The 13,290-nt window shown below is 65.5% G+C and carries 15 protein-coding genes; 5 read left to right on the top strand and 10 right to left on the bottom strand.

Going from position 1 to position 13,290, the window contains the following annotated elements:
- Positions 1–7: 7 nt before the first annotated feature.
- From cysB to WFQ67_RS09910, 5 genes are all read right to left on the bottom strand, one after another.
- A complete protein-coding gene (gene cysB, locus WFQ67_RS09930; protein WP_173173980.1) occupies positions 8–982 on the bottom strand; it encodes an HTH-type transcriptional regulator CysB in 975 nt (324 codons plus the stop codon).
- A 122-nt stretch (positions 983–1,104) separates the two neighbouring features.
- Entirely contained in the window at positions 1,105–1,605 is a 501-nt protein-coding gene (locus tag WFQ67_RS09925) for a universal stress protein (RefSeq protein ID WP_173173978.1), read from the bottom strand.
- Positions 1,606–1,644: 39 nt separating this feature from the next.
- Complete coding sequence (locus WFQ67_RS09920) at positions 1,645–2,556, bottom strand: 5'-nucleotidase (RefSeq protein ID WP_337056715.1); 912 nt, start codon at positions 2,554–2,556, stop codon at positions 1,645–1,647.
- Positions 2,557–2,566: 10 nt separating this feature from the next.
- The gene (locus WFQ67_RS09915; protein WP_337056714.1) at positions 2,567–3,523 is read right to left on the bottom strand and encodes a putative 2-dehydropantoate 2-reductase; all 957 of its coding nucleotides are present in this window, start codon (positions 3,521–3,523) and stop codon (positions 2,567–2,569) included.
- Positions 3,523–3,903 (bottom strand): thioredoxin, encoded by a 381-nt coding sequence (locus WFQ67_RS09910; RefSeq protein WP_111261422.1) that lies wholly within the window; start codon positions 3,901–3,903, stop codon positions 3,523–3,525. Before WFQ67_RS09910 ends, WFQ67_RS09915 begins: the two co-directional genes overlap by 1 nt.
- A gap of 5 nt (positions 3,904–3,908) precedes the next feature.
- Here WFQ67_RS09910 and WFQ67_RS09905 point away from each other — a divergent pair, with 5 nt between their 5' ends.
- Entirely contained in the window at positions 3,909–4,328 is a 420-nt protein-coding gene (locus WFQ67_RS09905) for a PilZ domain-containing protein (RefSeq protein WP_111261421.1), read from the top strand.
- A 161-nt stretch (positions 4,329–4,489) separates the two neighbouring features.
- Positions 4,490–5,566 carry a 3-deoxy-7-phosphoheptulonate synthase gene (locus tag WFQ67_RS09900; protein ID WP_111261420.1) on the top strand — a complete coding sequence of 359 codons (1,077 nt, stop codon included), beginning with the start codon at positions 4,490–4,492 and terminating at the stop codon, positions 5,564–5,566.
- Between the two features lie 58 nt (positions 5,567–5,624).
- On the opposite strand, the gene WFQ67_RS09895 is transcribed toward WFQ67_RS09900, so the two are convergent.
- A complete protein-coding gene (locus WFQ67_RS09895; protein ID WP_337056711.1) occupies positions 5,625–5,903 on the bottom strand; it encodes a GNAT family N-acetyltransferase in 279 nt (92 codons plus the stop codon).
- Between the two features lie 19 nt (positions 5,904–5,922).
- A complete protein-coding gene (locus WFQ67_RS09890) occupies positions 5,923–7,194 on the bottom strand; it encodes a hypothetical protein (RefSeq protein WP_173174054.1) in 1,272 nt (423 codons plus the stop codon).
- 464 nt (positions 7,195–7,658) lie between these two features.
- On the opposite strand from WFQ67_RS09890, the gene oprI reads away from it, so the two are divergent.
- Positions 7,659–7,910, top strand: coding sequence for an outer membrane lipoprotei OprI (oprI, locus tag WFQ67_RS09885; RefSeq protein ID WP_003448337.1), 252 nt, complete (start codon positions 7,659–7,661; stop codon positions 7,908–7,910).
- Between the two features lie 139 nt (positions 7,911–8,049).
- Here oprI and WFQ67_RS09880 read toward each other — a convergent pair whose 3' ends face one another.
- From WFQ67_RS09880 to WFQ67_RS09870, 3 genes are all read right to left on the bottom strand, one after another.
- Positions 8,050–9,018, bottom strand: coding sequence for a L,D-transpeptidase family protein (locus WFQ67_RS09880; RefSeq protein ID WP_337056709.1), 969 nt, complete (start codon positions 9,016–9,018; stop codon positions 8,050–8,052).
- 74 nt (positions 9,019–9,092) lie between these two features.
- Complete coding sequence (locus WFQ67_RS09875) at positions 9,093–9,374, bottom strand: hypothetical protein (RefSeq protein WP_173173968.1); 282 nt, start codon at positions 9,372–9,374, stop codon at positions 9,093–9,095.
- A gap of 68 nt (positions 9,375–9,442) precedes the next feature.
- On the bottom strand, positions 9,443–10,048 hold the full coding sequence (locus WFQ67_RS09870) for an arylesterase (protein WP_337056708.1): 606 nt from the start codon (positions 10,046–10,048) through the stop codon (positions 9,443–9,445).
- Between the two features lie 10 nt (positions 10,049–10,058).
- Here WFQ67_RS09870 and WFQ67_RS09865 point away from each other — a divergent pair, with 10 nt between their 5' ends.
- Both WFQ67_RS09865 and WFQ67_RS09860 read left to right on the top strand, forming a co-directional pair.
- Positions 10,059–10,742, top strand: coding sequence for an ABC transporter ATP-binding protein (locus WFQ67_RS09865; RefSeq protein WP_213629002.1), 684 nt, complete (start codon positions 10,059–10,061; stop codon positions 10,740–10,742).
- Positions 10,739–13,243: an ABC transporter permease gene (locus WFQ67_RS09860; RefSeq protein WP_337056886.1), complete on the top strand. Its 2,505-nt coding sequence runs from the start codon at positions 10,739–10,741 to the stop codon at positions 13,241–13,243. Before WFQ67_RS09865 ends, WFQ67_RS09860 begins: the two co-directional genes overlap by 4 nt.
- Positions 13,244–13,290: the final 47 nt, after the last annotated feature.

The raw sequence follows: 13,290 nt of genomic DNA, 5'->3' as shown, positions 1-13,290 counted from the left end.
GACCGACTCAGTAGGTCGGTAGCTCGACATCGTGGAACAGTTCGTCCAGCTCGGCCTTGTTGTGGCACTGCACCGCCTTGGCCAGCATGTCGCGGGTCAGGTGCGGGGCGAACTTCTCGATGAAGTCGCACATGAAGCCGCGCAGGAAGGTGCCGCGGCGGAAGCCGATCTTGGTCACGCTGGACTCGAACAGCTCGCTGGCGTCCAGCACCACGAGATCGCTGTCCAGCTTGGGATCGACCGCCATCTTGGCGACGATACCCACGCCCAGGCCCAGGCGTACATAGGTCTTGATCACGTCGGCGTCGGCGGCGGTGAACACCACCTTCGGCGTCAGGCCGCGATGGCTGAAGGCTTCGTCCAGCTTGGAGCGGCCGGTGAAACCGAATACGTAGGTGACGATGGGGTGCTCGGCAAGGGCTTCCAGGGTCAGTTTCGGCAGCTTGGCCAGCGGGTGGCCCTGGGGCACGATCACGCAACGGTTCCAGCGGTAGCACGGCATCATCACCAGGTCGCCGAACAGCTCCAGCGCCTCGGTGGCGATGGCGAAATCGACGGTGCCGTCGGCGGCCATCTCGGCGATCTGCATCGGCGTGCCCTGATGCATGTGCAGCGCGACGTCCGGGTACTGGCGGATGAAGCCGCTGATCACCGGCGGCAGCGCGTAGCGCGCCTGTGTGTGCGTGGTGGCGATGGACAGCGTGCCCTTCTTCTCGTTGGAGAACTCCTGGGCGATCTGCTTGATGCTCTCCACCTTGCGCAGGATCTCCCCGGCGGTGGTGATGATGCGTTCGCCAGCAGGGGTGACCCGGGTCAGGTGCTTGCCACTGCGGGCGAATACTTCCACGCCCAATTCATCCTCGAGCAGGCGGATCTGCTTGCTGATACCCGGTTGCGAGGTGTACAGACTTTGCGCGGTGGCCGACACGTTGAGGTCGTGGTGCGCCACTTCCCAGATGTAGCGCAGTTGCTGAAGCTTCATAGATATCCCTCAAAGCAAATGACGACGCATAAGGATGGTCAGCGACGTTTATAACCATATTAATGGTTTGATGGATAAAACTAGACGTTTTTTTCAGTTTTGCACGTCATTCGTAATCGTCGTCACAGCTCGCCCCGCCCACGGTGTTGAAGCATGGGCACCAGGTACACGGGCACGTCGGACAGCTGCACTAGGCGCGCCGATGTCCGCCCCAGGGGCGTATCGAGCGCAGCGCCATGGCTGTGACTGCCTACGACCAGCAAATCCACCCCGAGTTTCTGTGCCTCCTCGAGAATCACCTGCGGCGGGTCCCCCTGCACCACACGCACCGCGCGGATCATTTCCAGCTCGCTCTGCGCGTCCCCCATCTCGTCGCGGAACCCTTCCAGCACGCGCTGCTCGATGCTGGCCATGACGGTGCCCAGCCCCTTGGTCCGCAGCTCCGCAAGGCGCTCTTCGTCGAGGTAGGTCTGCAGGACGGACTCGGCGAACAGCCCGAGCGGCTCGACGGCGTGCACCACGTAGAGCTCGGCCTGGTAGACCCGGGCGAGCGAAAGGGCGTGCTGCAGCACATAGGGGGCGTAGAGACCGAGGTCGGTGGCGTAGAGAATCGAACGGATCATGAGGCCTCCTACTGCCTGGGTGGCGGGCCTCGTCTCAGCTTAGTCAGATATCAGCGGTTCGTTGCTCACACCGTGGGGAACGTGGCCGGTGGCGACCACTTCGCGGGCTTTCTCGCAATGTCCCGCCTGGTCGTCGAAGAACACGTCGGCGCCGAAGGCATCGAGGATGGAGGATTTCTCCAGCCCGCCGAGGAAGAAGGACTCGTCGAGGCGGATGTTCCATTCGCGCAGGGTGCGGATGACCCGTTCATGGGCCGGCGCCGAGCGGGCGGTGACCAGCGCCGTGCGGATCGGGCAGGAATCGGCGGGGAACTCCTGCTGCAGGCTGTTGAGCGCCGAAAGGAATGGCTTGAAGGGGCCGCCGTCCAGTGGGGTCAAGGCCGCCTGGCGCTCATAGGCCTGGAAGGCCTCGAGCCCGCCCTGCTGGTAGACCCGCTCGGAGTCGTCCGAGAACAGCACCGCATCCCCGTCGAAGGCGATGCGCAGTTCGTTGCTGGCGGCCCGGCGCGGCCCGCCGGACAGGATGGTGGCTGCGGCGAAACCACTCTGCAGCGCCGCACGGACATCGTCCACGTGGGTGGAAAGGAACAGGTGGCAACCGAAAGCCTTGAGATAGGGCCCGGGGCTGCGGCCACCGGAAAAGGCTGCGCGGGAGATGGCCAGGCCGTGCTGCTGGATGGAGTTGAAGGCACGCAGCCCGGTATCGGCACTGTTGCGCGACACCAGGATCACCTCGACGCGCGGCTGGCCCAGTGCGCTGTTGAGGCCGAGGAGCTTCTGCACCAGGGGGAACGCATCGCCCGGGTCGAGCACCTCGTCCTCGTGGTCGATCTGGTACTGGCGGTAGGCCTCGATGCCTTCGGACTCGTAGACCCTGTGGCTTTCGTTGAGGTCGAACAGCGCCCGCGAGGAAATTGCCAGCACCAGTTTGTCCGCCAGTCCTCCCGCCATGCCTGCCCCCTTATTCCTGGTTGCGCGCGTCGATGAAGCGCAGGGCCTGGTACATCGCGCGGATGCACGGCAGGTCCCGGCCCGCCGCAGCGGCCGCTGCCAGGGGTGCAGCATAGATGGCTTCGAGCTCCAGCGGGCGGCGCTGGGCGAAGTCGTGGTACATGCTCGGCAGGTAGTCGGGCATGCGGTCGGTGGCCGCCAGCAATTTACCGGCGAAGCCCTCCGGAAGGCTGTGCCCGCAGGCCAGTGCACCTTCCACCACCTCCTGCATGATCGCCTGGATCAGCTCGCGGCTGTCGGCGTTGCGCATCAGCGCGGTGGTGCCCGCGTCAAGGAGCACCGAGAGGCCGTTGTAAGGCACGTTCCACACCAGCTTCTGCCAGCGCGCCTGCTCCAGGTCGGGCATCCCGGTGGAGTCCAGCCCCGCCGCACGGAACAGTCCGGCACCCTCTTCCACCAGTGCCTGGCGTGCAGCGTCATCGACCGCCGGGCCGGAGTGGTAGCCCAGGTTCACCGCGCCCAGGGACTGGTGTTCGATCACCCCCGGCGCCTCGCGATGGACGCAGATGTAGCAGAGCCCACCCAGCAGGTGCAGCGAATCCGGCAGCAGCGGGCGCAGCGCGTCCTCGACCGCCAACCCGTTCTGCAGCAACACCACCTTGGCGCCCGGCGCGGCGGCCCGAGCGATCAGCGGCGCGAGATCGGCGTTGCTGGTGGTCTTGGCGCCCACCAGCAGCCAGTCGCAAGGCGGCATCTCGGCCACGTCGCGATAGGCCTGCACGGGCTTGAGGGCCAGGGCGCCGTGCACCGCGCTGTTGAGTTGCAGGCCATTGGCGCGCACCGCGTCGTATTCGCTGCGCAGGAGGAAGTGCACGTCGAAGCCGGCGCGGGCCAACAAAAGGCCATAGAAGCCGCCGATGGCACCGGTGCCGATGATGCCGATGCGTGGCTGCGAGGGTTGGGTCATCAGGGAAGCTCCTCTGCCTGGCGGGCCAGGGCGTCGTCCAGGTTGCGATTCAGGTCCTCGCCCTGCAGCGTGCTGCGCAGGGCGCCAAGAAATTGTCCGTCCCGCACCACGAAGAGTGCGGGCAGGTGGAATACCTCGTAGCGCTGCACCAGGCCACCATTATTGCCGGCGTCTATCCAGCACAATCTGTCGACGCCCAGGGGCATCTGCGACAAGTGGCGCCGCGCCCAGCGGCAACTGGCACAACCTATGCTCGTGAATACGATGAGCGAGATACCCGGCAGGGCCAGCAGTTGCTGGTCCGCATCGAAATCAGTCAGTTCGAGTTCGCGCACTATACTGCCCTTAGCGATGCCGGAAAAATGGCACCCGGAGTCCATGAAAAATGCGTCGATTCCTGCGTCACCCCAGCGATATGCCTGTAGAGCTGGTACTGCGCAAGCACAGCTTCCTGCCGCGACAGCGGCTGCACAATATCAGTCTCGGCGGCGTTGCCTGCAACTCGATCCGAGGCTTTCGCAAGGGCACCGCGATCGAGCTGCGCATCCCCCTGCTCGGTGACGAGGCACGCTACGCCGGCATCGTCGCCTGGTGCCGCAAGCAGCCCGACGACTACCTGGTGGGCATCTGCTTCACCGATGAGGAAACGCTTTTCCGCGCCCGCATGGTCGAGCAGGTCTGCCAGATCGAGGTCTACCGCAAGCAGCGCGAGCTCGAAGCCGGCGAGGAACTGCCGATCGAGCGCATCGCGCAGGAATGGATCGCCCGTCACGCCGCCGAGTTCTCCGCAGCCAGCCTGAACTGAGCATTTTCCGCCTATTTGCCCCCTTGGTGCCATTGTCGAGCCAGCGTGTAACGCGTTAAGGTTCCGCGTCCCCGACGCGCACTCAAATGCCGTGCCCCGCAGCTCCGGGATGGCTGGCGGCCCGCACCTGTGACCTGACGACTGACCTGATGACTAGCACGATGGCTGATTTACCGATCGACGACCTCAACGTTGCCTCCAACGAGACCCTGATCACGCCGGAGCAACTGAAACGCGAGATTCCGCTCACCGACGCTGCCCTGCGCACCGTGGCCAACGGCCGTGAAGTGGTACGCAACATCCTCGATGGCAAGGATCATCGCCTGTTCGTGGTGGTCGGCCCCTGCTCGATCCACGACATCAAGGCCGCCCACGAGTACGCCGATCGCCTCAAGGGCCTGGCTGCCGAAGTGTCCGATACCCTGTTCCTGGTCATGCGCGTGTACTTCGAGAAGCCGCGCACCACCGTCGGCTGGAAAGGCCTGATCAACGACCCGTACCTGGACGACTCCTTCAAGATCCAGGACGGTCTGCATATCGGTCGCCAGCTGCTGCGCGACCTGGCCGAAAAAGGCCTGCCCACCGCCACCGAGGCGCTTGACCCGATCTCCCCGCAGTACCTGCAGGACCTGATCAGCTGGTCCGCCATCGGCGCCCGCACCACCGAATCCCAGACCCACCGCGAGATGGCTTCCGGCCTGTCCTCGGCAGTCGGTTTCAAGAACGGCACCGACGGCAGCCTGACCGTGGCGATCAACGCGCTGCAGTCGGTGTCCAGCCCGCACCGTTTCCTCGGCATCAACCAGGAAGGCGGCGTTTCCATCGTCACCACCAAGGGCAACGCCTATGGCCACGTCGTGCTGCGCGGCGGCAACGGCAAGCCCAACTACGACTCGGTGAGCGTTGCCATTTGTGAGCAGGAACTGACCAAGGCCGGCATCAAGCCGAACATCATGGTCGACTGCAGCCACGCCAACTCCAACAAGGACCCGGCCCTGCAGCCGCTGGTAATGGACAACGTCGCCAACCAGATCCTCGAAGGCAACGGCTCCATCGTCGGCCTGATGGTCGAGAGCCACCTCGGCTGGGGCAGCCAGTCCATTCCCAAGGACCTGGACCAGCTCAAGTACGGCGTCTCCATCACCGACGCCTGCATCGACTGGGAAACCACCGAGAAGACCCTGCGCAGCATGCACGCCAAGCTCAAGGACGTACTGCCCAAGCGCCAGCGCGGCTGATCGACCGCACAACGAAAAACGCCGGGCATCTGCCCGGCGTTTTCGTTTCGGTTCCAGCTCAGCCTTTGGCGTGGCGCTGGCGGCGTTCGATGTAGCGCTCCACGTAGGAGCAGGAGGGAATCACCGTATAGCCCTGGTCTTCGGCGAAACCCAGTGCGCGCTCGGTCAGCGCCGCGGCGATGCCCCGGCCACGCAGCGCGTTCGGCACGAAGGTGCGATAGATGTCCAATGTCTGTTTGCCCAGGTCCATGTAGGCAAGGTATGCACGATGACCGTCCACGGTGGTCTCGAACTGATGACCTGCCTGGTCATGGTGGATGGACAGCGCCTCGCTCATCGCAACTCCTCAGGGGGTTTTAGAACAACACCCGTACCTTATCTATCTTTTCCAGCCGAAGAAACATTTCGGCGGAGCCGGAGCCAAATTGGACACTCAGGAAAGCCTTACCGTTCTCCACCTTATGTAATACACCCTGGTAATAGGCGCCATCGAAGGTGATGAACTGCAAGCGCTTGCCCGCGTAGTCCTGCAGGCTGGATACGTTGACGAACTCGTACTGCGGCGAGGCACCGGCATCGTCGGCTTTTTCCGCTGCCACCGAGACCTTCTCGTTCACGCCCATTTCGGCGCGCTTGTCCGGGTCGACCCAGGCGAAGGCGATCGGCTGCACCGGTTGCTGGTTGACCAGCAGCGCTGGGCGCAGCATGCCGACGACATCCTTGGGCTCGAAGAACTGCAGGCCGTCCCAACTCATGCCCTCGGTCGGTGTCAGCTCGACGCGCAGCGACTGCGGGTCCTTCAGGTAGCGCGAATAGGCATCCAGCAGCGGCTGGTCGAGGGCGATCTTCTGCGAGCGCAGCACGCGGTCGAGTTGCTCCACCGCCGTCTTCAGGTAGACGTCCGTCGACTGCCCGAGTTTACCGGCGCAGTACTCCTGCACCTTGCGTTGATACTGGTTGTCGTTGAGTTCGAAGACGACGCTCGACAGGCGCGGCGGGTTGACGCGCAAATCACCCGGCTTCTCGGACATGTTCGACAGCGCCATGCTGACGCGCGTCTCGCCCATGTCACGGGTATCGGAAGTGAGATTGAACGTGAGCTTCTGCGCGCCCGGCTCGAACAGGTAGGAGAACTCGGCGTCCGTCTCGAAGGTGCGATAGCCCATGTCGAGCAGTTCGTTGGTACCGATGTGGCTGACCTTGCCACACGCCACTTCGCTCATCGCGGTGAAGATGCTGCGTTCGGTCGGCGCATCGTAAAGCTGCTGCATGAAGGGGCCGTGCACTTCCAGCATCACGCCCTTCAGGCGCATGGCCATCTGTTTCGGGAATTTGCCCTCGTCCAGGCGCTCCTTGAAACTGAGCAGCTCGCGCAGACCATTGAACTTCAGCTCGGCATGGGCGACCTGCACGCTGTCGCTCAGCGCAGGGACGCGGATCTTGAGGTTCTCGAGGCCGACACGGCCGTCGAAGGAGGACGTGATCCCGCCGTAGCTGATGTCCATGATCGGCGAAAGCTGCTGGATCGCATCATTCATGATCGACCTGACCGAGAGGTACAGGGAGAGTTTGATGATTAACGCGAGCGCGAGCGCTGCGAGCACCACCCACTTAAGTAGTCTTGCCATTACGCCGTCCTTGATGTCCTGGAATGCGGGAGGAAATCGGCGCAGCTTATCAGTGCGCCTGAAGGCCATCCACGGCATTTCCTACAATATGAAGAACCAGTTCACTGTAACGATTGGGAAGTTGTGGGCTTTACATCCCGCAAGCGGGCGAAGATGCAAAAGCGACCTCCTCCAATCACTTACCGACTACTTCCGCTCGACCAACCGGGCCGGGGTCGCCAGGGCACTTTCCCCACCGGCGGCTAAACTTTGAACTTCGCCTGCTCAAGGACTATCCAACTGGATGCTTTTTGCACAGATTCACCAGGACTTGCGCGAGGGAATAGAGGATCAGGTGAAAAAAAACCTGCCTCCTTGCACCGTGTCAGTTTACTTACTACAAGTTATGGGTAGTATGTACGCCGGCTAATTTCCCAAGCTCGGGGAATTGCTTTTATGGAAATGTCCACCTTAAGGGGAACACGATGAACAACGTTCTGAAATTCTCTGCTCTGGCTCTGGCAGCAGTTCTGGCCACCGGTTGCAGCAGCGTCTCCAAAGAAACCGAAGCCCGTCTGACTGCAACTGAAGATGCAGCCGCTCGCGCTCAAGCCCGTGCCGATGAAGCCTACCGCAAGGCTGACGAAGCTCTGGCCGCCGCTCAGAAAGCCCAGCAAACCGCTGACGAGGCTAACGAGCGCGCTCTGCGTATGCTGGAAAAAGCCAGCCGCAAGTAATAGCCCACAAGGCTTTTACTCGAAACCGACCCAGTTCACTGGGTCGGTTTTTTTATGCCCGCGACTCCGCCCCGGCACATTTCCATGGGCATGAAAAAGCCCGCCATCCGAGGGAAGGCGGGCTCTCGGCGAAATGCGATCAGAAGCTCGGGGCAGGTGCAGGCTCGCTGTTGGCAACAGCAGCGGAAGGCTCGGCGATCTCCACCGGCAGGCCATCCTCGGCCGCCACGACTTCACGCACCACTTCCCAGTCCAGGCGGATGCTGTTGACCAGGTCCTCACGCTTGAGGAGCGCGTTGATCACCGCGGTGTGCTTGTCCACCACCGACGGATCACCATGGTCGTTCAGCGGGGTGTGCGCCTCGATGTAGACCTTGCCGCCGCTCACGCCGAACTTGTAGGGCTCGTTGATGATCCGCACCGGGGTGCCGACCGGCGCCATCTTCGCCAGCTCCAGCACGTTGTTGTTGAGCATGCGGAAGCAGCCATGGCTGACACGCATGCCGATACCGAACTTCTTGTTGGAACCGTGGATCAGGTAACCGGGCAGGCCCAGGGTGAACTTGAACGGCCCCAGCGGGTTATCCGGGCCCGGCGGCACCACGGTGGGCAGCGGGTCACCGTCGGCGGCGTGCTCTTCACGGATGGACTTGGGCGGATACCAGGCCGGGTTGGGCGTCTTGGCGGTGATCTTGGTGGTATTGATCGGAGAGCCCCAGCCCTCGCGACCGATGCCCAGCGGGAAGGTGTGCACCACGTTCTCCCCTTTCGGGAAGTAGTACATGCGGTACTCGGCCAGGTTGATCACGATGCCCTCGCGCGGGCCCGGCGGCAGGATGAAACGGGTCGGCAGGAGGATCTCGGTGCCGGTGCCCGGCAGCCAGGGATCGACGCCCGGGTTGGCCGCGACCATCTCCAGGTAGCCCAGGTCATTGGCCACGCCGATGTCGGCGAAGGTGTCTTCGTACTTGGCCTTGATCACCTGGACCTGGCCGACGATATCCTCGCCCGGGGGCGGCAGGGGCAGCTCCAGTGCTGCGGCGTGACCGGCCAGCGCGAACGCGGCCAGAGACAGGGAACGGGCGACGGCGGGAACGCGCGACAACATCCGGTAATCCTTGGCAAAAGTGGCTGATTAAAAGACTCGGGATTGTACACCGGCACGCAACGCGCCGGGAGGGCTCAGCCGTCGGACCATTCGGGCCGCTGGCCGTCGCGCTGGGCGTTCAGCTCGGCACGGCAGGCCGGGCACAACCTCCGGTCCTGCAGTTGCGGCCTTTCCAGCTCGCACCAGCGCGGCTTCGCCGGCAGCAGGCCGCCGCAGAGAGTCCTGTCCGCATGACCACCCAGTTCGAGCTGGCGCGCGACCAGGTGCAGGCGCACCTCACGACAGGCGAACAGGTCGAGCTGCTCATCGGGCTCGATCAGCTTGTAGGCATGCAGGGACCAGGCGGGGCGCGGCATGAAGGACTCCAGAACGGGTGCGCAACATTAGCCGAAAGGCCTGGCCTGGAAAAGCCTCCCGACAGGGCTCAGAGCAACGGTTTCAGGCTCGGCCAGACGTTATCCAGCAACTTGCCCTGGGCACCCGCCGCCGGATGGATGCCATCGGCCTGCATCATCCCCTCGACGCCCCCCACCCCTTCGAGGAAGAACGGCACCAGCGGCACCTGCCGGGAGGCCGCCAGGTCCTGGTAGACCCGGGCGAAGGCGTCGGTATAGCGCTTGCCATAATTGGGCGGCAGGCGCATGCCCAGCAGCAGCACCTTGGCTCCTGCCTGCTGCGACCGCTCCACCATACCGGCAAGATTATGTTGCAATTGTGCGGGGGGTTGGCCACGCAGGCCATCGTTGCCACCGAGCTCGATTATCACCAGCTCCGGCTTGTGTTCGCCGAGCAGCGCGGGCAGCCGGGAAGCACCGCCGGCACTGGTGTCGCCACTGATGGACGCGTTCACCACGCGGTGCTTGAAACCCTCCTCATCCAGGCGTTTCTGCAGCAGGGAGACCCAGCCCTGGCTGGTTTCCAGCCCCAAAGCGGCGCTGATACTATCCCCGACGACCAGCACGGTCCCCGCCGCTGCCTCCTGGGCCATCACCATCAACGCCAGGCAGCTGCCCAACAACCAAGCACGCATCGGATTCTCCATGAGCGCAAGCATTCTCAATGCGCGGAACCTTAGCAAAGTGGTTCCCAGCGCGGAAGGCGAGTTGACCATCCTCCACGACCTGGACCTGGACCTGGCCCAAGGCGACAGCCTGGCCATCGTCGGCAGCTCCGGGTCGGGCAAATCCACCCTCCTCGGCCTGCTCGCCGGGCTCGACCTGCCCAGCTCCGGCGACATCAACCTGGCGGGCCACGCCCTCGCCCGCCTCGACGAGGACCAGCGTGCCCGCGTGCGCGCCGAGCATGTCGGCTTCGTCTTCCAGTCATTCCAGTTGCTCGACAGCCTCAATGCCCTGGAGAACGTCATGCTGCCGCTGGAGCTCGAAGGCCGCGCGGATGCCCGCGACCGCGCCCGCCACCTGCTCGATCGTGTCGGCCTCGGCCAGCGCCTGGGGCACTACCCGCGCCAGCTCTCTGGGGGTGAGCAGCAGCGCGTCGCAATCGCCCGCGCCTTCGCCGCCGAACCCGACGTCCTGTTCGCCGACGAACCCACCGGCAACCTCGACAGCCACACCGGCGAGCGCATCAGCGACCTGCTGTTCCAGCTCAACCAGGAGCGCGGCACCACCCTGGTCCTGGTCACCCACGACGAGCGCCTCGCCCATCGCTGCCGCCGACTGATCCGCCTCGAGTCCGGGCGCCTGGTCGACCAGGTGGAACCCTGATGCGCCTGCCGCTCACGCGCCTGCTGGGCATGGCGGCCCGGCAGCTGCTCCGGGATGCCCGCGCGGGTGAGCTGCGCGTGCTGTTCTTCGCCCTGGTGGTCGCCGTGGCCGCCAGCAGCGCCATCGGCTATTTCGGTGCCCGGCTGAACGGCGCCATGCTCCTGCGGGCCACCGAATTCCTCGGCGCCGACCTGCTGCTCGGCGGCTCCTCCCCCGCGCTGCCGGAGCAGATCGAACCCGGCGAGCGCTTGGGCCTGCGTCATGCCCGTGCCGTCGAATTCTCCAGCGTGATCGCCGGTGACGTCGGCATCCAGCTCGCCAGCGTCAAGGCGGTGGACGAGCCCTACCCGCTGCGCGGCGAATTGAGGAGCGCACCGGCCCCCTATGCGCCCGAAGAGCCCGGTGCCGGCCCCGCACCTGGCGAAGCCTGGGCCGAGGCGCGCCTGTTCACCGCCCTGGACATCCGTCCTGGCGACACGGTCGACGTCGGCCAGAAGACCCTGCGCCTGACCCGGGTGCTCACCTACGAGCCCGATCGTGCCGGGGACTTCTACAGCCTCACCCCCCGCCTGCTGATGAACCTCGCCGACCTCGACGCCACCGGCGTGGTACAGCCCGGCAGCCGGGTGCGCTACCGGGAACTGTGGAGCGGCCCGGCGGAAGCGCTGAAGAGCTACCGCGACACCCTGGAACCCACCCTGGCTGCCAACCAGCGCATCGAGGATGCGCGCGACGGCAACCGCCAGGTCGGCGGCGCCCTCAGCCGCGCCGAGCGCTACCTCAACCTCGCCAGCCTCGCCGCCGTGCTGCTGGCCGGTGTCGCCGTGGCCCTGTCGGCGGCCCGCTTCGCTGCACGCCGCTTCGACGCCAGCGCCCTGCTGCGCTGCCTGGGCCTGTCGCGTCGCGAAGCGCTGCTTCTCTATACCCTGCAGCTGGGCCTGCTCGGCATCGCCGCCGCCTTCCTCGGCGCACTGATCGGCTGGCTCGCCCAGCTCGGCCTGTTCCACCTGCTACGCGAACTGCTGCCGGCGGAAGTGCCATCCGGCGGCGTACTGCCCGCACTCGCCGGCATCGCCACCGGCCTCGTCGCCCTCGCCGGCTTTGCCCTGCCGCCGCTGGCCGCCCTCGGCCGCGTGCCGCCGCTGCGAGTGCTGCGTCGCGACCTCCTGCCCGTGCCACCCAGCTCCTGGCTGGTGTACGGCGCCGCCCTGCTCGCCCTCGGGCTGATCATGTGGCGCCTGAGCCTGGACCTGAAGCTCACCCTCGCCCTGCTCGGCGGCGGCCTGCTCGCCACCCTGATCCTTGGCGGCCTGATGCTCCTGGGCCTCAATGGCCTGCGACGCCTGCTGGCCCGTGCCGCCCTGCCCTGGCGTCTCGGCCTCGGGCAGCTGCTGCGCCACCCATTGGCCGCCGCCGGGCAATCGCTGGCCTTCGGCCTGATCCTCCTGGCGATGGCGCTGATCGCGCTGCTGCGTGGCGAACTGCTCGACACCTGGCAGGACCAGTTGCCCGCCGACGCACCGAACTACTTCGTGCTCAATGTCCTGCCCGGCGAGAAGGACGCCTTCGCCGAACGCCTCGCCCAGCTCTCGCCCCACCCGGCCCCCCTGTTCCCCGTGGTGCCCGGCCGCCTCACCGCCATCAACGGCGAGCCGGCGAAGGAGCATGCGAGCAAGGAATCCCAGGGCGAACGTGCCCTGCAGCGCGACCTCAGCCTCACCTGGGCCGCCGACCTGCCCAGTGGCAATCGCCTGGTGGCCGGGCAATGGTGGGACCAGGTGCCGGCCGGCGACCTGCCCGGCGTCTCGGTGGAGGCCAAGCTCGCCGGCAACCTCGGCCTGCAGCTGGGCGACCGCCTGAGCTTCAGCGTCGGTGGCATCAGCCGTGACGTGCGCATCACCAGCCTGCGCGAAGTCGACTGGGACAACTTCCAGCCAAACTTCTTCATGATCTTCGCCCCCGGCTCCCTCGCCGACCTGCCCGCCACCTACCTCACCAGCTTCTACCTGCCGCCGCAGCATGACCGTGAGCTGGTGGAGCTGGCCCGTGCCTTCCCGGCGGTGACCCTGCTGGAAGTGGAAGCCATCCTCGCGCAGCTGCGCAGCATCCTCGCCCAGGTCACGGTGGCGGTGGAATTCGTCCTGCTGTTCGTGCTCGCCGCCGGCCTCGCCGTGCTCTTCGCCGGCCTGCAATCGACCCTCGACGAACGCATCCGCCAAGGCGCGCTGCTGCGGGCCCTGGGCGCCGAGCGCAGCCTGCTGCAGCGGGCTCGCCGCGCCGAGTTCGCCCTGCTCGGCGCCGCTGCCGGCCTGCTCGCCGCCCTGGGCTGCGAGCTGGTCAGCGCCCTGCTCTACACCCTGGCCTTCGACCTGCAATGGCACCCGCATCCCTGGTTGCTGCTGTTGCCGCCCCTGGGAGCGCTGCTCGTGGGTGGCGCCGGGGTGATCGGCACCCGCCGCGCGCTCAACGCCAGCCCGCTGCAGGTGCTGCGCGAAGCCTGATCGCCCGGCCCGCCTGTACAAGGCGGGCCGGGCTCTTGCTAGACTCC

This window comes from Pseudomonas sp. USHLN015, from assembly GCF_037153275.1.
GTDB lineage: Bacteria > Pseudomonadota > Gammaproteobacteria > Pseudomonadales > Pseudomonadaceae > Metapseudomonas > Metapseudomonas tohonis.
The sequence above is the reverse complement of the archived record's forward strand: the minus strand, read 5'-3'. Positions and strand labels throughout refer to the sequence as shown.

Coding starts and splice junctions, on each gene's coding strand:
- WFQ67_RS09880 (WP_337056709.1), bottom strand. CDS start 9,018: ATGTTGTCGCGCGTTCCCGCCGTCGCCCGTTCCCTGTCTCTGGCCGCG.
- WFQ67_RS09905 (WP_111261421.1), top strand. CDS start 3,909: ATGCGTCGATTCCTGCGTCACCCCAGCGATATGCCTGTAGAGCTGGTA.
- WFQ67_RS09865 (WP_213629002.1), top strand. CDS start 10,059: ATGAGCGCAAGCATTCTCAATGCGCGGAACCTTAGCAAAGTGGTTCCC.
- oprI (WP_003448337.1), top strand. CDS start 7,659: ATGAACAACGTTCTGAAATTCTCTGCTCTGGCTCTGGCAGCAGTTCTG.
- WFQ67_RS09870 (WP_337056708.1), bottom strand. CDS start 10,048: ATGCGTGCTTGGTTGTTGGGCAGCTGCCTGGCGTTGATGGTGATGGCC.
- WFQ67_RS09890 (WP_173174054.1), bottom strand. CDS start 7,194: ATGGCAAGACTACTTAAGTGGGTGGTGCTCGCAGCGCTCGCGCTCGCG.
- cysB (WP_173173980.1), bottom strand. CDS start 982: ATGAAGCTTCAGCAACTGCGCTACATCTGGGAAGTGGCGCACCACGAC.
- WFQ67_RS09925 (WP_173173978.1), bottom strand. CDS start 1,605: ATGATCCGTTCGATTCTCTACGCCACCGACCTCGGTCTCTACGCCCCC.
- WFQ67_RS09920 (WP_337056715.1), bottom strand. CDS start 2,556: ATGGCGGGAGGACTGGCGGACAAACTGGTGCTGGCAATTTCCTCGCGG.
- WFQ67_RS09910 (WP_111261422.1), bottom strand. CDS start 3,903: ATGGACTCCGGGTGCCATTTTTCCGGCATCGCTAAGGGCAGTATAGTG.
- WFQ67_RS09895 (WP_337056711.1), bottom strand. CDS start 5,903: ATGAGCGAGGCGCTGTCCATCCACCATGACCAGGCAGGTCATCAGTTC.
- WFQ67_RS09915 (WP_337056714.1), bottom strand. CDS start 3,523: ATGACCCAACCCTCGCAGCCACGCATCGGCATCATCGGCACCGGTGCC.
- WFQ67_RS09875 (WP_173173968.1), bottom strand. CDS start 9,374: ATGCCGCGCCCCGCCTGGTCCCTGCATGCCTACAAGCTGATCGAGCCC.
- WFQ67_RS09900 (WP_111261420.1), top strand. CDS start 4,490: ATGGCTGATTTACCGATCGACGACCTCAACGTTGCCTCCAACGAGACC.